At 60.3% G+C, this 18,042-nt stretch carries 15 protein-coding genes; 6 read left to right on the top strand and 9 right to left on the bottom strand.

All coding sequences use genetic code 11. The features are described from left to right. The first annotated feature begins 171 nt into the window (after positions 1–171). Both ESZ00_RS19610 and ESZ00_RS19605 read left to right on the top strand, forming a co-directional pair. On the top strand, positions 172–1,389 hold the full coding sequence (locus tag ESZ00_RS19610; protein WP_129210109.1) for a glycosyltransferase family 4 protein: 1,218 nt from the start codon (positions 172–174) through the stop codon (positions 1,387–1,389). Beyond that, positions 1,386–2,435 carry a CgeB family protein gene (locus ESZ00_RS19605; RefSeq protein ID WP_129210108.1) on the top strand — a complete coding sequence of 350 codons (1,050 nt, stop codon included), beginning with the start codon at positions 1,386–1,388 and terminating at the stop codon, positions 2,433–2,435. Before ESZ00_RS19610 ends, ESZ00_RS19605 begins: the two co-directional genes overlap by 4 nt. A 66-nt stretch (positions 2,436–2,501) precedes the next feature. On the opposite strand, the gene mdh is transcribed toward ESZ00_RS19605, so the two are convergent. The 8 genes from mdh to ESZ00_RS19565 all read right to left on the bottom strand — a co-directional run bounded on the left by mdh (position 2,502) and on the right by ESZ00_RS19565 (position 12,713). After that, the gene (gene mdh / locus ESZ00_RS19600; RefSeq protein ID WP_129210107.1) at positions 2,502–3,428 is read right to left on the bottom strand and encodes a malate dehydrogenase; all 927 of its coding nucleotides are present in this window, start codon (positions 3,426–3,428) and stop codon (positions 2,502–2,504) included. Positions 3,429–3,762: 334 nt separating this feature from the next. Further along, a complete protein-coding gene (locus ESZ00_RS19595; protein WP_129210106.1) occupies positions 3,763–5,166 on the bottom strand; it encodes an NADP-dependent isocitrate dehydrogenase in 1,404 nt (467 codons plus the stop codon). Positions 5,167–5,467: 301 nt separating this feature from the next. Then, entirely contained in the window at positions 5,468–6,814 is a 1,347-nt protein-coding gene (gene argG / locus ESZ00_RS19590) for an argininosuccinate synthase (RefSeq protein WP_129210105.1), read from the bottom strand. Between the two features lie 118 nt (positions 6,815–6,932). Next, positions 6,933–7,766, bottom strand: a complete 834-nt coding sequence (locus ESZ00_RS19585) for an alpha/beta fold hydrolase (protein WP_229740838.1) — start codon at positions 7,764–7,766, stop codon at positions 6,933–6,935. A gap of 47 nt (positions 7,767–7,813) precedes the next feature. Continuing rightward, positions 7,814–8,161 (bottom strand): PspC domain-containing protein, encoded by a 348-nt coding sequence (locus tag ESZ00_RS19580; RefSeq protein WP_129210104.1) that lies wholly within the window; start codon positions 8,159–8,161, stop codon positions 7,814–7,816. A gap of 108 nt (positions 8,162–8,269) precedes the next feature. Further along, positions 8,270–9,466 carry a tetratricopeptide repeat protein gene (locus tag ESZ00_RS19575; RefSeq protein WP_129210103.1) on the bottom strand — a complete coding sequence of 399 codons (1,197 nt, stop codon included), beginning with the start codon at positions 9,464–9,466 and terminating at the stop codon, positions 8,270–8,272. A 106-nt stretch (positions 9,467–9,572) separates the two neighbouring features. Further along, positions 9,573–11,741 (bottom strand): PP2C family protein-serine/threonine phosphatase, encoded by a 2,169-nt coding sequence (locus ESZ00_RS19570; RefSeq protein ID WP_129210102.1) that lies wholly within the window; start codon positions 11,739–11,741, stop codon positions 9,573–9,575. A 51-nt stretch (positions 11,742–11,792) separates the two neighbouring features. Further along, the gene (locus ESZ00_RS19565; RefSeq protein WP_229740839.1) at positions 11,793–12,713 is read right to left on the bottom strand and encodes a YihY/virulence factor BrkB family protein; all 921 of its coding nucleotides are present in this window, start codon (positions 12,711–12,713) and stop codon (positions 11,793–11,795) included. Positions 12,714–13,162: 449 nt separating this feature from the next. Here ESZ00_RS19565 and ESZ00_RS19560 point away from each other — a divergent pair, with 449 nt between their 5' ends. The 3 genes from ESZ00_RS19560 (at position 13,163) to ESZ00_RS19550 (ending at position 15,627) form a co-directional block, all read left to right on the top strand. Further along, the gene (locus tag ESZ00_RS19560) at positions 13,163–13,366 is read left to right on the top strand and encodes a hypothetical protein (RefSeq protein WP_129210100.1); all 204 of its coding nucleotides are present in this window, start codon (positions 13,163–13,165) and stop codon (positions 13,364–13,366) included. Positions 13,367–13,492: 126 nt separating this feature from the next. After that, positions 13,493–15,088, top strand: a complete 1,596-nt coding sequence (gene xrtE, locus ESZ00_RS19555; protein ID WP_164981639.1) for an exosortase E/protease, VPEID-CTERM system — start codon at positions 13,493–13,495, stop codon at positions 15,086–15,088. A gap of 332 nt (positions 15,089–15,420) precedes the next feature. After that, a complete protein-coding gene (locus ESZ00_RS19550) occupies positions 15,421–15,627 on the top strand; it encodes a cold-shock protein (protein ID WP_129210098.1) in 207 nt (68 codons plus the stop codon). Between the two features lie 117 nt (positions 15,628–15,744). Here the strand turns inward: ESZ00_RS19550 and queG are convergent, their stop codons facing one another. Beyond that, positions 15,745–16,884, bottom strand: a complete 1,140-nt coding sequence (queG, locus tag ESZ00_RS19545; protein ID WP_129210097.1) for a tRNA epoxyqueuosine(34) reductase QueG — start codon at positions 16,882–16,884, stop codon at positions 15,745–15,747. 187 nt (positions 16,885–17,071) lie between these two features. Between queG and ESZ00_RS19540 the strand changes: the two genes are divergently transcribed. Then, positions 17,072–18,019: a UDP-glucuronic acid decarboxylase family protein gene (locus tag ESZ00_RS19540; RefSeq protein ID WP_129210096.1), complete on the top strand. Its 948-nt coding sequence runs from the start codon at positions 17,072–17,074 to the stop codon at positions 18,017–18,019. The last annotated feature ends 23 nt before the right edge of the window (positions 18,020–18,042 follow it).

Raw genomic sequence — 18,042 nt, 5'->3', positions numbered from 1 at the left:
CTGTTACCTGCCCTCCGATCGCCCTTCTTCCCTCCGATAAACCGAAAAATCCAGGCGCGAATGGTACGATCCGATACAAGAGAGTGACGCACCCTGCCGGGCCGTTTCAGGGTGCACATTTCCCTGCCTGCTATGCGCGCATCTTCTGCCCCCATGCCACCACAAAATCCCATGGCCTCCGGCAGACGCGTCCGTATTGCTTATTTCGTCTCGCATCCGATCCAATATCAGGCTCCCTTGCTGCGGCGGATTGCCCGCGAGCCGGATATCGATCTGCACGCGTTCTTCTTCAGCGACATCTCTGTCCGCGGCTATGCCGACAAGGGCTTTGGCAATGTGCAGGTCAAGTGGGATGTCCCGCTCCTTGACGGTTACAAATCCAGTTTCCTGCCCGGTATCCGCAAAGGAAATAGTTTTGCCTTCACGCGGCCCGTTAATTACGGCATCCATACCGCCCTCAACTCTGGATCCTTTGACGCTGTGTGGCTGCATGGCTATCACACCCTGAACAGTCTGCAGGTACTGGCTCTAGCCAAAGCCCACGATCTGCCCGTGATGCTGCGCGCGGAATCCATGCTCTACGACCGGCCGCGAACCGGAAAGACTCTCGCCGCCAAGCGCGCCTTCTTCGCTGGATTACGCTCCGCTGTCCGCTGCGTATTGCCCATCGGCACAGCCAACGCGGCCTACTGGCAGTACTACCTGGGTGAGCAGTTCCCCATGTTCCGTGTTCCCTATGCCGTCGACAATGACTTCTTCCAAGGCCGATCGCAACAAGCCGCTCCAGCACGCGAAGCGCTGCGCAAGGAGCTTGGTCTTGAGCCCGGCCGGCCGATCTTTCTCTTCGCCTCGAAGCTGCAGAAGCGCAAGCGCTGTATCGATCTTGTCGAAGCCTATCTTCGCCTCGCGCCTGCTCCAGGCGTCGATCCACATGCCTACCTGTTGATCATCGGCGATGGGGAAGAGCGATCCGCCATCGAAGGCCGCATCCAGGCATCCGGCCTTTCCAGCATCCGCATGCTGGGCTTCAAGAACCAGGGCGAGCTGCCGCGCTACTTCGACCTCTGCAATGCGTTCATCCTGCCATCGATCCACGAACCCTGGGGGCTCATCGTGAATGAAGTGATGAACGCCGGCCGCACGGTCATCGTCACCGACCAGGTCGGATGCCAGCCTGACCTTATCCGCAATGGTGAAAATGGCCTCGTCTTCCCGGCGCAGAATATCGATGCCCTGCGAGCCGCGCTTGCCTCCATCCTCGACGATCCGGACCTTGCCATACGCCTGGGGCAGCGTGCACTGGAAACGATCTCACGCTTCAGCTTCGAAGAAGACGTGGCAGGACTGCGCCAGGCCATCGCTTACTGCGTACCTGGATTTCCCGCATGACCGCTCTACAGCCTGCGCCGCGCCGCATCTTATACGTCGCATCCATGGATCCGTATTCGACAACGGTCTATCGTTGCGATGCCCTGCGCCGGCTCCAACAGCAGGTGGAGGTTTTTGACATCCGGGAGCAAATCCCCGGCAACTATTATCTGCGCGCCCTGCAATCCCGTTACCCCTCGGGACCATTTATCTTTTCCATCAACCGGGCGCTGCTTGAAGCGGCAAAGCGCTTTCAGCCAGATGTTGTCTGGATGGATAAACCCATCCTCTTTACACCGAAAACACTCGAAACGCTGAAACGCAATGGCACGCGCGTCGTCTTCTATGTACAGGACAGCCCCTTCGGAGGGCGGCAGGACGGCATCTGGAAGCAGTTTCTCGCGAGCTATCGCCTCGCCGACCTCCATTGCCTGGTGCGCCAAGCCGATGTTGTCCGCTATCGCGAGCGGCACCTGCCGTACATCCAAACCATGTTCAGCTTCGCACCGGAGATGCATTTCCCTGCGCCTCCCGGCTGGACAGACGCCGAGCGCGTGCGCCTGCTCTCTTACATCGGCCATCCCTATGAAAATCGGCCGGCTTTTTTAACCCGTCTCGCCACGGAGTGGGAGCTGCCGCTCTCCATCAACGGCAACCTCTGGCAGAAGGTCCTCGGCACATCGGCTCTGTCCCACTGCACCCTGGGCGGTCACCTGCCTGGTCCGCACTATCGGGAAGCGATCTGGCGCTCACGCATCAATCTCGGCTTTGTCACCACCAGCAACGAGGACGATATCGGCCATAAGTCCGTCGAAATCGCCGCCTGCGGAGCCTTTCTACTTGCCCTGCGCACTCCAGGACATGAAGCGTTACTTGAAGAAAACCGGGAGGCGGTTTTCTTCTCTTCAGTCGAGGAATGTGCCGACAAAGCCCGCTTTTACCTGGACCGACCGGATCTGCGTGAGGCCATCGGAGCTCATGCACGCGAGCGCGCTGTCCGCAGCGGCTACGACAACGACACACAGCTAGCCCGTATCCTCAATCACCTCGACGGCAAACAGGTTTAGGTTGGAGATAAACAAAGAAAAATGCCCGCGAGAAGCGGGCATTTTTCTTTGTCTTGAAGACGGAAGCTACACACCGATGACGGCGCAGAGCTCCTTGACGGCTTCCGCGCTCTTCTTGAGAGCGGCATCTTCTTCGGGGGTGAGCTTGATCTCGATAATCTGCTCAAGACCGCGGGCACCCAGCTTGCAAGGCACGCCAACGTAGTAGCCCTCGATCCCGTACTCGCCCTGGAGATATACGGCGCAAGGCAGGATCTTCTTCTTGTCCTTGAGAATGGCCTCGACCATTTCCACTGCCGCGGCCGAAGGCGCGTAGTAGGCAGAGCCGGTCTTGAGGTGCTTGACGATCTCGGCGCCGCCGTCGCGGGTGCGCTGCACGATCGCTTCGAGGCGCGAGGGCTCGATCAGCTCGGTGATGGGGATGCCGGCCACCGTCGAGAAGCGGGGCAGAGGCACCATGGTGTCGCCGTGGCCGCCGAGCACGAAGGCGGTCACGTTCTCGACCGAAACCTTGAGCTCTTCGGCGATGAAGGTGCGGAAGCGGGCCGAGTCGAGCACTCCGGCCATGCCGATGACGCGCTCGCGGTTGAAACCGGCCTGGCGGAAGGCGGCCTGCGCCATCGCGTCCAGCGGGTTCGAAACCACGATGATGATCGAGTCCGGCGAGTTGGCAACGACCTTGGCCACCACGTCCGACATGATCTTGAAGTTGGTGTTCAGCAGATCGTCGCGGCTCATGCCGGGCTTGCGGGGAATGCCGGCGGTGATCACCACGATGTCCGAGTTCGCCGTGTCGGCGTAGTCGTTGGTGCCGATCACATGCGAGTCACGCTTTTCAATCGGCATGGCCTCGAGCAGGTCCAGCGCCTTGCCCTGGGGAATGCCTTCCACCACATCCAGCAGAACCACGTCCGCCAGTTCCTTCGATGCAATCCAATGAGCCGCCGTGGCGCCGACATTGCCAGCGCCGACAATCGAAACTTTCTTTCGCATGCTTCTCCTTCTCTTCCTAAATCGTACCAGCCGGCGGGCCCTGGTTTCGAGTCCCGCCGCTGAGAGCCTGTTCACGATCTTCGCGCGAGCGGCGTTGCGAGGGAAAATCGGCTCAGACGAGGCGGAGGACGAAGGCTTGGCGATTCCAAGCCGAGGACAACAACGAAGTATGGGCCGATTTTCCCCGCAACCCTCCGGGCTGGGGCCAATTTTCCCAATCTCTTCGTCGCTCGCCGCTCGGATATTCCCGATATCCGTCACGGCTTTGCTCCTCGATCTAAGAAAAATTGGCGCCCAGCGCCGCCGCGGGAAGATCGTGAACAGGCTCTTACTGTCACGCCATATTCGCAATCATGTGGGTGGCGAACTCGCTGGTCTTCACCTTGGTTGCACCCTGCATCTGCCGCTCGAAGTCATAGGTCACAAACTTCTGCTGAATCGTCTTCTCCATGGACGACTCGATCAGCGCCGCGGCCTCTTTCCAGCCGATGAATTCGAAGAGCATGACGCCGGAAAGCATCACAGAGCCCGGGTTGATGACATCCTTATCGGCATATTTCGGCGCGGTGCCGTGCGTGGCCTCGAAGACCGCGTATCCGTCGCCGATATTCGCACCCGGAGCGATTCCGAGACCGCCGACCTGCGCCGCGCACGCGTCCGAAATGTAGTCGCCATTGAGGTTCGGGCAAGCCAGCACCGCGTATTCCTCCGGCCGGATGATGACCTGCTGGAAGATCGAGTCGGCGATGCGGTCGTTGATGAGCACCTTCTGCTTCCACACCCCGTTGCCGTGGGTCTTGCCGATCGACGCCAGCACGCCGCTGACCTCGGCATACAACTCGCGGCGAAATTCATCCGAACCGAATTCCAGGCCCGGCTCAATCAGCGCCGCGTTCTGCTCGACACTCAATCCGGGATTCGCTTCCACATTGCCGAGAATCCAGCTCTCGCGCTCGGTGACGACATGCGGGCGAAACTCTTCGACCGCAACCTCGTAGCCCCATTCGCGAAATGCGCCCTCGGTGAACTTCTGGATATTGCCTTTGTGCACCAGAGTCACGCTCTTGCGCTTGTTTTCGATGGCGTGCTCGATGGCGCGCCGGACGAGCCGCTTGGTGCCGGTGATCGAGATCGGCTTGATGCCCACGCCCGAATCCTCGCGAACCTTCTTCTTGCCGCCCTTCAGCATCTCGTCATTGAGAAACGCGATCAGCTTCTTAACTTCCGCCGTGCCCTCGCGGAACTCGATACCCGCATACACGTCTTCGGTGTTCTCACGGAAAATGACAACATCCAGCTTCTCGGGATACTTCACCGGGCTGGGTACGCCTGCGTAATAGCGCACCGGACGCACGCAGCTATAAAGATCCATGATCTGCCGCAGCGCCACGTTCAGCGAACGGATGCCGCCACCCACCGGCGTCGTCAGCGGTCCCTTGATCGAGATGCGCAGGTCGCGCGCCGCGGCTACCGTGTCATCCGGCAGCCAGGTCTTGAATTCCTTAAAAGCCTTTTCTCCGGCGTAGATCTCGAACCATTTCACGGAACGCTTCCCACCGTAAGCCTTCTCCACAGCCGCATCGAAGACTCTCCGCGATGCCCGCCAGATGTCTCTTCCTGTGCCGTCACCTTCGATAAATGGAATGATCGGATGATCGGGGATGGTGAACTTGCCATCTGCGTATGTGATCGCTTCGCCGTCTGCCGGCAGGGTCAGGCCGTTGTAGCTCGTCTGCATGTGTCAGAACTCTCCCGCATGATCGATTGGAATAGGACTCAAAGGAAACACCGCAGCCTACCATCGGTTGTGAACGGCTCGCAACGCGAAAACCCTCAAGCGATGCTTGAGGGTTTTCGCGTTGCTTCATCCATGCACACGGGCCGGAGCCTTGTCTCCCGCCCAAGCAAAGCTTGGACGGGGCGTACCAATAGTCCACCCAGACAACACCGGGCTTGCATGGGCAACCCCGGGCTTGTTTTGGGTGGGAAGGATCCCACGTCACAAATGCGAGACGTGGGGCACCCGGCCTGGTTATCGTCTATGCCTTGTTGTCGTCCGGTGCACCGCTCAGCCGCGGCATCTCGGTCGCGGTGCTCAGCGTCAGCAGGCCCGACTTCGCGTAGGTCAGCAGCTTGTCGCGGGTGTCGGTGATGTCGAGGTTGCGCATGGTCAGCTGGCCGATGCGGTCGCGCGGTGAGAAGACGCTCTCACCCTTCTCCATCGTGAGGCGCTCGGGCTTGAAGGTCAGGTTGTCCGATTCCGTGTTCAGAATCGAATAGTCATTGCCGCGGCGCAGTTCGAGCGTCACCGAGCCGGTGATCGGACGCGCTACCCAGCGCTGTGCCGACTCGCGCAGCATGATCGCCTGCGAATCGAACCAGCGGCCCTGGTAGAGCAGGCGACCCAGCTTGCGGCCGTTCTCGCGGTACTGCTCGATGGTGTCCTCGTTATGGATGCCGGTGATGAGGCGCTCGTAGGCGGCAAACAGCAGCGCCAGGCCCGGAGCCTCGTAAATGCCGCGGCTCTTGGCCTCGATGATGCGGTTCTCGATCTGGTCACTCATCCCCAAACCGTGGCGGCCGCCGATGCGGTTGGCCTCGAGCATCAGTTCGACCGGATCGGCGTATTCGGTGCCGTTTAGAGCAACCGGGTAGCCCTCTTCGAAACGGACCGTGACCTCTTCCGCCTTGACGGCCACATCGTCGCGCCAGGAAGCCACACCCATGATGGGTTGCACAATGCGGATCGAGGAGCTGAGCAGCTCGAGGTCCTTGGCTTCATGCGTCGCGCCCAGGATGTTCGAGTCCGTCGAATAGGCCTTCTCGGCCGACATTTTGTAGTCGAAGCCGCTCTTCTGCAGAAACTCCGACATCTCGGCGCGGCCGCCCAGCTCGTCGATAAACGTCGCGTCGAGCCAGGGCTTGTAGACCTTCAGGTCGGGATTCACCAGCAGGCCGTAGCGATAGAAGCGCTCGATGTCGTTGCCCTTGAAGGTCGAGCCGTCGCCCCAGATGTTGACATCGTCTTCCTTCATCGCCGTCACCAGCATGGTGCCGGTCACGGCGCGGCCAATGGGTGTGGTGTTGAAGTAGGTCACGCCGGCCGTCGAGATATGGAACGCGCCCGACTGCAGCGCGGCGATGCCTTCCTGCACCAGCTGTACACGGCAATCGATGAGGCGCGCGATCTCGGCGCCATACTCCAGCGCCTTGCGCGGAATCGCCTTGTAATCGGTCTCATCCGGCTGGCCCAGGTTGGCAGTGTAAGCGTAGGGCACGGCGCCCTTGGTCTTCATCCAGTGCAGCGCGGCGCTGGTATCAAGCCCCCCGGAAAATGCGATGCCAACCTTCTGGCCAGTGGGAAGCGATTCGAGAATGACGGACATGCGGCAGAAAACCTCGGACAGCCGGCGGCAACGCCGACGTTTTCTTTCATTCTAATGCCCATGGCCAGCTACCCTGTTGAAAGCTCGATGACTTGCGAGACCGGCTCGAAGCAATATTTCAGAGCACGGAATCGAAAAAGCGGCGCAACAGCCTGCCTACCATCTGCGGCTGCTCCCAGGGCGCATAATGCCCCGCGTCCTTGATCTCGGTGAACTCCGGCCCAAAGCCGCCGCTGCGAATCAGGTCCGCCAGCAGCTTCATGTCCGCGGTCGTTGAGGACTGATCTTCGCCCGCCGCCAGGACAAACGTCGGTATCCGCATCGATTTCGCCGTCTCGGTCGAATCCGGCCGCGCCGCCAGTCCCTGCTGCAAAGCAATCGCAGCACCCGGCGTCACCATCTGCATCATTTCCCGGGCTTCGCCCAGCTTCTCCGGATTCCGCCGCCGCGCCGTCGACCCGATGAGCTGCTCAAGCATCGACTCGATCCATTCCCCCGTGCCACGTTCGGCGATCTTCGCGATCCACTCCTCGCGTTTTGCCCGGACGGCATCGCTGTCCGCCTGCGGCCGTGCGCAGCAGAAGGCCAAGGCCTCGACGCGGGCCGGCATCCTTCTCCAGACTTCATAGAGCGCGTAGCCGCCGATCGAGCAGCCGGCAAACATGGCCTTCGAGACAGCTGCCTGGTCGAGCAGGCGCTCGATGTCCGCGCCCAGCCGGGCCATGGTAATCGGTCCTTCACCCGCTTCCGACTGCCCATGCCCGCGCAGGTCCGGCAGGATCACCCGGTAGCGCTGCGACAGGGCCGCGGCTGTCTCCAGCCAGAAACGATGATTGGCCGGCATCGGGTGCAGCAGCACCAGAGCCGGCCCATTGCCTTCTACCGTGTAAAAGAGCTTCGCGTCGTCAGAGGTATAGAACACAAGTGCAGTGTAGCGTTTCGCGCGAAGCACGCAGGAGGTTCCTGCGATGCTGCGCAGGGCGGCTCCCGGAATGGAACCTACCCCTGGCTTGGCGGGACATAGGAAGTACCCGACGGCAGCAGCAGTGGTTCTTCCGGCATCACGATCCAGAAAATCACGTAGGCCACCAGGCCAATTCCGCCGCCAAAGACCGCCAGCAGCACCGTAATCACCCGAACCAGGACAACGTCCCATCCGTAATTGTTTGCCAACCCCTGGCATACGCCGGCGACCATCCGCCCGGCGCGTGGACGGATCAACCGGCTCTGTCCTGTCCATGCACTGGGAGCATAGGGCGCCGCCGCATGCAGCTGAGCGCCGCAGGACGAACAGAAGCGTGCGCCATCATTCATACCGGTTCCGCAGTTCTGACAAAAGACCGCCATCGCAGTTCCCTCTCGTTCCAGAAGCTTACACCCGGCTCCTCTACCGAAACAGCCGGAAAGCCTTCCATGCAGAACTACGCAATCCCACCCCGCAATGTTCCCGACTGCTTAATGACCGGTATACGCCGAGCGCTCGTACTTCCGCGCCTGGTCGGCCTGCACGCTCTCGCTGCCGGCATCGATCACGGCCTGGTACTCCTGCTTTGCGCGGTCATGCTGGTTCATCAGGTCGTAGATCATCCCCGCCTCGAGCAGCGAGCGGCGCTTCAGCTCGAGACTGGTCGTCGGCATGCCTGCTGCCTCCTGGTAGGCCTGCACTGCATCGGGATACATCTTCTGCCCGCGCAGCGTATCTCCCAGTCCGAAGTAGGCCAGTTCCAGGTGTGACTCCGGAAAGTATCCGGGCCGCTTCGCGTCGGCGATCACCACCCGGTACTGGGCGATTGCCTTCTGTCCATCTCCCGCATCCTTGAGCAGATTTGCTTCTTCGAGGCAGAACAGAAAGTCCCGCGGATACTCATCCGCCAGCCCTTTGACCATCCCATAGGCCTCGCCGTACTTCGCTTCGCGGCGCAGGAAGAGCGTCATCGCGGTGCGCGACTCCACGCTGGTAATCACTCCGCGGGAGCCGGAATCATGCAGCATGGTCATACCCGTTGTCTTCGATCCGTGAATTCCGGCAAAGCCGACCAGAATCTTGAAGGCGAAGGGCAGCGCTCCGACTACATACTGGTAGATACCCACGACCATCTTGGCATCTACATAGTTGGGGTCCAGCTTAAGCGCCTGCTCGTGATCGTTCTTCGCGCCCAAAGCCAGCTTCATGCCTGCACCGAAGCCGCGCTCCACCATGGCGAGGTAGGTTGCCTCCAGACTCCGCGCCCACCCGCGCGCAAAAAGCGCATTCACATCGTTCGGATTCGTCTTCAGCGCGTTATTCGCCTGCTCGATCGCCTTATCCGATAACGTCTTGACCTGATCGCGCACCTTCGGGTCTTCCATCACCGTGTGCTTGCCGGTCAGGAAACCGTCATTGGCATAAAAGGTCGTATCCAGAAGATCCAGCCGGAAGAGCTCGCGGAAGAGCACCGCATCCAGCACATAATCGGTCGCAATCGGGTCTTGAGGATGAGCCGCGGCGATGGCTTCGAAGCGCGTAATCGCTCCGTCGTAATCCATCAGATAGAAGCGGTCGAAGGCCGCACGCACCTCAGGCGCACGATTCAGGGGACTTGTATCCACGGTATCCGCATGCCCTGTCGCAACTGCAGCCGCCAACGTCAGTCCACAGGCCCAACGCGCCATCCACCCTATGCTTTGCTTCAAGCCACCATCCTCATCACCGGCCGTTTTTCTCCACGTCTTTTTTGGATAGACGCCGGCAGAGAGCCTGCAGTCGCATGGGCATGCGCTATTGCTGCCGCGCCAGCACCAGCGTAATGTCGTCCGGCTGCTCCTGCCCGCCAATCCAGGTCCGCAGCGCAACCATCACCTGCTCGGAGATCGCCGCCAGGGAAAGGTGCCGGTGCCGCCGCACGACCTCCAGCAGCCGCTCTTCTCCGAACTCGCCGAACTCATTCTCCGGCTCGGTCACGCCATCGCTGTAGGCAATCAGGATGTCCCCGGGGTGCATCTGCTCGGTCGCCTGCTCATAGGTCATGTTGTTCAGCAGACCCACGACCGTACCACCGCAATCCAGCCGCGTCACCGTGTCATCGCCGCGCAGCAGCAGCGGCGGCAACTGCCCGCCGTTCGAGTAGATCAGCCGCTGCGTCGCTCCGTCGTAGTGCCCAAGCCACAGCGTCGCGTACTTTTCCGGCTGTGTACTGCGGTAAAGATGGCGGTTCAGCAGCGCCAGGATCTTCGCCGGGTCCTCGAACAGCTCTCCGCACTCGACTTCATCCTCGTCTTCATGCCGTGTCTTCACCTCCGACATCACAGGCGTACCTGAAGTCACCAGTTCTTCACCGGCAAACCGGTATGCGCGTACCGCCGAGTGCAGCGTTGCCATCAGCAGCGCCGCGGAGATGCCTTTCCCGCTGATGTCGCCGATCGCAAGGCCGACGTTCCTGCCCCCGAAAACGAGGAAATCGTAATAATCGCCGCTGACGGTCCGTGCCGGATAGCAGGCTCCGTGCAGCTCCAACGACGGAACATTCACATTGCCCTGCGGAAAGAGGTTCGCCTGCACCTCCTGCGCAATGGCCAGCTCGTTCTGCAGGCGCTGCTTTTCGCGCTGCTCGTCGAGCAGCCGCTCGAGCGAAGCCGCCATGGAGTTGAACGATCGGCTCAGCGCAGCAAGCTGATCGTTTCGCTTGACCTCGATCCGGTGCGAGAGATTGCCCCGGTCGATTGCCGTGGTCGCTGCATACAGATGATCCACCGATGCAGTGATTGTCCGGTTCAGCCGCACCGCCATGTAGAAAGCAAACAGTTCAATCACGCCGAAAGCGATGGCGACGCCAATCAGCAGATCCTGCATGATCGCGGCGATCTTCAGAGAGGTAATGAACAGGCGCTGGTAGAGCAGCGATGGCCGCGAGGTGACCTTGGCAAAGGTCGAATGCGGCCGTCCGGTTGCCCAGTCCAGGGTATCGAGCGGCGCATAGAAGGTCACAGGAATGTCGTAAAAATGCTGTGCCGCCGGCAGGCTTCCTCCTGTCACCGACGAGCGGCGCGCCTCGAGGACCTGCATATCTTCGGCATCCTGCTTCGCAGCCGCATTCTTCGGCGCGAAGTTGATCACCGTGCGGCTTTTCGCTGCGGAGCCATCATCCTGGTCATCATCCACCCGCACACCCGGGATGATCGACATAGTCCCCAGGCCATGGGCGATCTGGTCCACATTTTCCCGGTGCAGCGGACGGCTGGTCACCGTGATGATCTGGCGATTTCCCAGCTCCTGGACATCCACCGCGCGCAGGAAGAGAGCCCCGTTTTCCAGCACGACCCCGCTGAACGGCTTTTTCACCCAGGCGGGATACTGCTGGGTGGCCTCTGTCTCGGGGCCACCGGGTGTCATCTGCAATGGCCGGCCATCCTCGAAGACGCTCACCACCGTGCCCTTCAACGTCGATTCGCCGGTTGCCTCCTCCGGTTCGAGAGCCGGAATACTTGTACGCTTCGGGTCCATGGCGATCTCATGCAGCGTGCGCATGGTGAAACCATGGTTCGCCGCAGTCAGGTCGCCCAGTTCCGCCGTGATCTCGGTCGTTGCGGCAAAAATGGCAAACTGTCCGGAGAAGACGTACAGCATCAGAGAGGCCAGCGTGACGAACAGCACCACCGGGGCCAATCCCATCAGAAGATAGGTCACCACCAGGCGGCTGCGCACCTGCCAGAGGAGCCGTCCGAAGAGCCAGCGCCAGAGCAAGGGAATACAGAAGCAGATCAGCAGCAATAAGGTGAGGAAGCTAAGCGCTTCAAAGACCTCACGCACCTGCCCCGGCAACGCACGGCCAAAGCCCAGCACCAGGTAGGCCACGAACAGCCAGAAGGCGATCCGGTGGACCTTCCCCTGCGGAGGATCGCGCCGCACGCGTCGAAAGACCGCAACCTCAAAATTGCGTAAGTGTCCCATCCGTGTGTTGAGTGTAGCGGAGAGCCCTCCCCTGCAGAAGCCCGCGAACCATTAGAGTTTCTGCTTTTCTATAGCCTGCTCCCGCGCGCGCTCCGCATCTGCCTCGTGCGCCAGCCGCAGCGTGTACCGGGTCGCCGAGAGATGTGCCCCTCCGAGCAATAGCAATCCAGTCAGAAAGGCCCACAGCATCAGACTCACCGATACGGAGAACGGCCCATACGCCGACTCCAGGTCCATGTGCGGAAGCACCAGCACATAAAGCGTTTTCGCTCCCTCCCAGAGCAATCCCATCAGGATCGCCGTGGGCAATACGGCCCGTACCGGCAGCTTGCGGTTGGGAAGCACCCAGTAAATCAGGAAGAAAATGCTAATGCTGAAGATCGCCGCCGAAACCCGCAGCACCGCCCCTCCCATCAGCCGCACGATCAGCCATTCCGTGTGATTGCGGAAGATCAGGCCGACCAGATGCGTCTGGCCGGCGGTAAAAGCGACAGAGAAAAGCGCAAGCAGACCCACGGCAAAGGCCAGCCCCAGTGACACGGCCTGATTTACCAGATAGGAACGGTTCTTCGTCACCCCCCATACCCGGTTCAGGGCAACCTCCAGCGGCAGAAAAACTCCGGTCGAAGAAATCAGCAGCGTCACAATGGAAATGATCTGGACCTGTCCCCGTGCCTGTGCCAGCAATCCCATGTTGCGGACCACGAAATCCTGGTGCGCGGGCAGGAAGTATCGCAACAGGTCTCCCAGGACCGAATCCATGCCTGGAGAATGGAAGAGCCGGCGCTCGATCGTCCAGGTCATCACGATGAATGGGAAGAGAGACAGGATCGTGTTCGCCGCCACGCTGAAGGCATAGGTGTGCACCTCGCTCTGGGCCAGATAAAAAAGCAGGGCTTTGAGCTGCCCTCCCAGGGTCGAAGGCGCCGGCCTTTCACCGCGGGTGATCTCAGGGGTTACTTGCGAAGTCACGTCTATACCTTTAAAGAATCATTCGTTACAGCTTCAGTATGCATGGAATGAAGCAGTTTCCGGCACCCAGCTCTCGCACTCGACAGGCGTAGGAGCACGCTGTCCCAAAATTTGGAAATTGTTACCTTTCATTACTATTGAACCTCTCACTTCCGTTCCTAATGGGGAACGCCGTTTGTTGCGAGCTGGGGCATAATCTTGTTGTGGCATGGGCGCAGCGCTCCCATGCTTGGTACGTGTTGTCTGCTGCACACCTCCCCTGTGCGTCATTCACGAGCACTACCGGATGTCCAGAGACGGCTCTCTGGATTGACCTAACCAGCATGGAGCCGCAGGACTGTTTCCTGCGCCGTGGCTTACCGCAAGATTCATACCAGATCCGCATGCGCAGACGTCGCGACCTGGATATCCACGGACCCGTTGCATGCTGATAACTTTTGCGAGCGTGCATGAAAAGATTTCTCAAACCATCGCTCCTAGCCCTGGGCCTCATGCTCGGCGCCAGCACGGCCGCTCATGCCGACCCACCGTGGTGGCAGAATCCTCAGCCTCCCACTCCAACCGCTCCAGAGATCGATCCTGGCCTTGCTGTCAGCGGCATTACCCTGCTTGCTGGCACCCTTACTGTTTTTCGCGCCCGGCGGCGTAAGTAAGCCGCTGGGTTTCTTCTGCTTTTGCTCTCGATGCGTGCCTTGACAGAGATCTCTTCCTCTCCTCATCACTCTCCGTCAAGGCCGCGATTCTCTCCGCCACGATATTTCCTTGGCCGGCTCTATCTGTTGGCGTCATTGCTCGCTGCGGATTGCCTTCTGCTGGCGAGCGTCCCTCGCCGCGCTCCCATCTTCGGGGTGATCGCGCCGTTCGCCATCGTGGCCTTTGCCGTTTTCGCAGGACTCGGACGCCGTCGGCTGAAGCTCCTCCGCGAGCCGCTTCCCTTTCGCCGCGCCTGGTTCTTCTGGCACCTTGCGGGAATCCTTTCCATCTATCTGATGTACTGGATAGCTCCACGCGGTCCGAAGTACCGCCCGTATGCGCTGCCTGCGCATGTCGTCGCGACGATTGTCGTCTCCTGCTCCATGGTGCTGCTGCTCTTTGCCTGTATCCCCCTGCGCGCGTCCATACGAGCCCTTCGAGAGACCAGCCCGCTCTGGTTCGTCTCAATCGTTGCCGGCCTCGCCGCGGCGCTGATCCGCCGACCCACGCAGCAGCTATGGGATACTTCCGCCCTGGCACACGGCCGCATCCTGCAGATCACGGCCTTCCACTGCGTTCACCTGCTGCTGCATGCCCTGTTGCCCGGCGTCATCGTCAATCCGGCGACCTTCGTGATCGGCACTCCTCGCTTCGCCGTCACCATCGCCGAACAGTGCTCGGGCATCGAGGGCCTGGGACTGGTCCTCATCTTTACCTGCATATGGCTCTGGTATCTGCGCCGCGAGACACGCTTTCCCCAGGCACTGCTCCTTATCCCGCTCGCACTTGTTGCCGTCTGGCTTCTCAATATCGTGCGCATCGCCGTGATCATCCTCATCGGCAATGCGGGAGCCCCATCCATTGCCATGGTCGGCTTTCACTCTCAGGCAGGCTGGATTGCCTTTACCCTCGTCTCTCTCGCCTTTTCGATGGCCACCAGCCGCATTGCCTGGTTTCAGAAATCACCCGTGGCTGCGGCTGCTCCGGCCGCGCCTGTTTCGATGTTGTCCGGCTCGCTTTCTACGCAGAACGAGATCCATGCGAGCAGAGAATCGGCCGCGACCGCCGCATACCTTGTTCCCTTTCTCGCAATTCTTGCCGCGTCGTTTCTCTCCCGCTCGGCCTCGGGTTATTTCGAATGGCTCTATCCATTGCGCTTTCTTGCCGCAATCATCGCCCTATGGCTCTTCCGCACTGAGTATCGGAAGCTGCGCTGGAGCTTCGGATGGCTTGCACCGCTCGCCGGCACAGGCATCTTCCTCCTCTGGATCGCTCCGGAGTTCTGGTCTCATCCGGATGTCGGCCGTCTCGGATCGGATCTGGCCGCGTTATCCCCCAGCGCCCGCTCTACCTGGATCGCATTTCGCGCCGCGGCAGCTATTGTTACCGTGCCCATCGCCGAAGAGCTGGCCTTTCGGGGTTATCTTGCGCGACGCCTGATGCGCCGGGAGTTCGAACAGATTTCCTTCTCCAAACTCACCCCGCTTGCCATCCTGCTCTCGTCAGCGATCTTCGGCATTCTTCATGGCAGCCACTGGCTGGCCGGCATCCTGGCTGGCCTTGCCTTCGCCGGTGCAGCACGCTGGCGCGGCCGCATCGGCGATGCCGTTGTCGCTCACGCGACCAGCAACCTGCTGCTCACACTCTGGGTCCTGTTACGCCATGACTGGTCGCAGTGGTAGCTCGCCGCACGACTGCTCTCTGCGCCTTCTTTCTGTATAAGTACGAACGTACAATGGCCTTCCGTAACCGGCTGCGCAGGCGGTCTTAACCCTGTAAATTTTTCTTGCTTCGCCGTTCGTTTCCTGCCATAACAGGAGGACCCATAATTCATTCTTCAGAGTTATAGGTTCCTGAGAGGCCAGTCTTCTCTGCAGGAGTTGGTTCCGGCGTTCAACACCGCCCACCTGAGATACGCGGCTGCATTGCCAGCAACCTATGGCGATCATCCCACCCGTGTCTCCCGGGCTTTGTTGCCCACGCATGACTGTTCTGCACAACCGAAGGAGTCGATGTGAAGGAACATGGCGTAGTGAAGTGGTTCAACGGCGCAAAAGGCTATGGGTTTATCCAGCGGTCCACGGGGGAGGATGTTTTCGTTCATTTCTCCGCCATCCAGGACACTGGCTATAAGACCCTGAACGAGGGCGAAGCCGTCGAGTTCGAGTGTCAGCAGGGTCCCAAGGGACTGAACGCTGCCAACGTCGTCCGCGGCAACTGATCCAGGCCGCGAAAGCGGAGGGAATGTCAGTTTCGTCCAGGTTTCTTCCCCCAACACCCGAATTTATCTTTTATCGGGTTTGAAACCCGTCCTAATCCTTTTGCGGCCTCCTGATTTTCAGGAGGCCGTATGTATCTCGGCCTGGAGTTTCTGCAAGGCCCATTCCGCCGCGCTGCGCAACCCGGCATCTTCTTCCTGCGCCCAAACGCGCAGGATCATCGCGTATTCCTGTCTTCGGCTATTGCCCATTGCGATCGCCAGGTTGCGACGGAAACCTTCGTACTTTGCACGCTTCACCGGCGAACCATAGAACCACGCACCAAAGTCCGCTTCGGTCATCGCAGCCAGCCAGTCCAGCGCCGGATTCACCAGCTCCTGCCGCGTCGTCAGCTCTGTGTCATCAGCTGGCAGTGCTTTGCGATTCCATGGGCACACCTCCTGGCAGATATCGCAGCCAAAGACATTTCGCCCGATTCCCTCGCGCAAATCCACCGCGCCGTCACCCGCTTCGATGACTCCACGCTTCTCAATGGTGAGATATGCGATGCAGCGAGAGGCATCCATCCGGTACGGCGTCAATGCGTCCGTCGGGCAGGCGTCGATGCAGCGCGTGCAGCTGCCGCAACGATCCGGAGCCATCACCGCAAGCTGCTCCTCTTCGACCTCAAGCGAGGTCAGCAGCACGCATAGAAAGTGCCAGGAGCCCTTTCCCTGGCTGATGAGACAGGTATTCTTCCCTGTCCAGCCCAGCCCTGCATAGCGCGCATAGACGCGTTCGACGATTGGGCCTGTATCGACAAAGGCGCGCGATTCAAACTCCGCGCCGCACTCTTCCCTCAATCGCGCTTCCATCCCGTTCAGGCGCTTTAGCAACACCTTGTGATAATCCGATGGCCGCAACTGCCCGTCTTCGCTGCCTGGCTGGCCAGACCATGCATACCGCGCGATCCAGCCCCGGTCTGAGGACGTGGGGTCGAGAGAACGCACGGCCGCACCGTTGTAGTTCGCCGCACACACGATCACCGACTTCGCCCATGGGAACACCGCTCGTACGGAGCTACGCAACAGGTCGCCCGACTCGTTGCGGCGTTTCAGATACTCCATCTCGCCGGCCGATCCGGCTGCAATCCACTGTTCGAATCGCTGCCGCTCCTCCGCGGATTGCGCAGAGTCCGCAGCCGGCACAGCGGCCACCCCGCCGAGCGTAAAACCAGCCTCTTCGGCCAGCCTTCGAACATCTTCCTGACGCAACCGCATGTCTTCAGCCTGCCATAGTCCTGCTTGTCATGCCGCCCAGCAGGATGTTCCGTGATTGCTCTTTCTCCGCCCGTTTCTTACACTCAATAGAAGAAACACCCCTGATCTTTCGCTCCCCCTTCCACGAGCGCCCTCGCCGCCGTGCCAACGTACACCATATTTTCGATCAGGTTTCACAAAAGAGCCCATGCGCATACTCATCACCGGAGTCGCCGGTTTTCTAGGATCTCACCTTGCCGATGCCCTGCTTGCCGATGGCAACAGCATCATCGGCGTAGACAATCTTTGCACCGGCTCACTCGCGAATCTTCGTCATCTCGAGAATGAGTCCCGCTTCGAGTTCCGCGAACTCGATATTTGCCGGGCTTTCGATCCCGGCGCCGTCGAATACGTCTTCAACTTCGCATCGCCGGCCAGTCCGGTCGACTACTCCCGCCTCGGCGTGGAGACGCTTGCGGTCGGCTCCGACGGAACCCGCAACGCCCTCGAGGTAGCGAAGAAGTACGGCGCAAAGTTCCTTCACGCCTCTACCTCCGAGTGCTACGGCGATCCGGCGGTTCATCCGCAGACCGAGGACTACTGGGGCAATGTGAACCCCATCGGTCCACGCTCGGTCTATGACGAGGCCAAGCGCTTCTCTGAAGCCCTGACCATGGCTTATCACCGCTACTACAATGTCGATACACGCCTGGTCCGCATCTTCAATACCTATGGGCCGCGCCTGCAGAAGAACGATGGCCGCGTGATCTCTAACTTCGTCGTCCAGGCTCTCAAAGGTGAAGACCTGACGGTCTATGGCGAAGGCGACCAGACACGCAGCTTCTGCTACGTCGCAGATGAGATCGCCGGCATTCTCGGCCTCTCACGCTCCGATGAGCACACCCCGGTCAACATCGGCAACCCGCACGAGTGGACCATCCTCGAGTGCGCTCATGCCGTGCTCAAGGTAACCGGATCGAAGAGCAAGATCGTCTATCGTCCGCTGCCGCAGGACGACCCCATGCAGCGCAAACCGGATATCTCCAAGGCGCAGCGCCTTTTCGGCTGGGAGCCGAAGATCGACCTCGAGACCGGCCTTCGCCTCAGCCTCGATTATTTCCAGTCCACCATCGACCTGGAAGCGGCCAAGGCTTAATCGGCCGCAAACGGAAGCCACAT

It is taken from the genome of Silvibacterium dinghuense (genome assembly GCF_004123295.1).
GTDB classification, from domain to species: Bacteria; Acidobacteriota; Terriglobia; order Terriglobales; family Acidobacteriaceae; genus Silvibacterium; species Silvibacterium dinghuense.
The sequence above is the reverse complement of the archived record's forward strand: the minus strand, read 5'-3'. Positions and strand labels throughout refer to the sequence as shown.

What these genes read in the sequence shown, in the direction of transcription:
- ESZ00_RS19610 (WP_129210109.1), top strand. Translation starts at nt 172, where the DNA reads ATGGCCTCCGGCAGACGCGTCCGTATTGCTTATTTCGTCTCGCATCCG.
- ESZ00_RS19605 (WP_129210108.1), top strand. Translation starts at nt 1,386, where the DNA reads ATGACCGCTCTACAGCCTGCGCCGCGCCGCATCTTATACGTCGCATCC.
- mdh (WP_129210107.1), bottom strand. Translation starts at nt 3,428, where the DNA reads ATGCGAAAGAAAGTTTCGATTGTCGGCGCTGGCAATGTCGGCGCCACG.
- ESZ00_RS19595 (WP_129210106.1), bottom strand. Translation starts at nt 5,166, where the DNA reads ATGCAGACGAGCTACAACGGCCTGACCCTGCCGGCAGACGGCGAAGCG.
- argG (WP_129210105.1), bottom strand. Translation starts at nt 6,814, where the DNA reads ATGTCCGTCATTCTCGAATCGCTTCCCACTGGCCAGAAGGTTGGCATC.
- ESZ00_RS19580 (WP_129210104.1), bottom strand. Translation starts at nt 8,161, where the DNA reads ATGGCGGTCTTTTGTCAGAACTGCGGAACCGGTATGAATGATGGCGCA.
- ESZ00_RS19575 (WP_129210103.1), bottom strand. Translation starts at nt 9,466, where the DNA reads ATGGCGCGTTGGGCCTGTGGACTGACGTTGGCGGCTGCAGTTGCGACA.
- ESZ00_RS19570 (WP_129210102.1), bottom strand. Translation starts at nt 11,741, where the DNA reads ATGGGACACTTACGCAATTTTGAGGTTGCGGTCTTTCGACGCGTGCGG.
- ESZ00_RS19560 (WP_129210100.1), top strand. Translation starts at nt 13,163, where the DNA reads ATGAAAAGATTTCTCAAACCATCGCTCCTAGCCCTGGGCCTCATGCTC.
- queG (WP_129210097.1), bottom strand. Translation starts at nt 16,884, where the DNA reads ATGCGGTTGCGTCAGGAAGATGTTCGAAGGCTGGCCGAAGAGGCTGGT.
- ESZ00_RS19540 (WP_129210096.1), top strand. Translation starts at nt 17,072, where the DNA reads ATGCGCATACTCATCACCGGAGTCGCCGGTTTTCTAGGATCTCACCTT.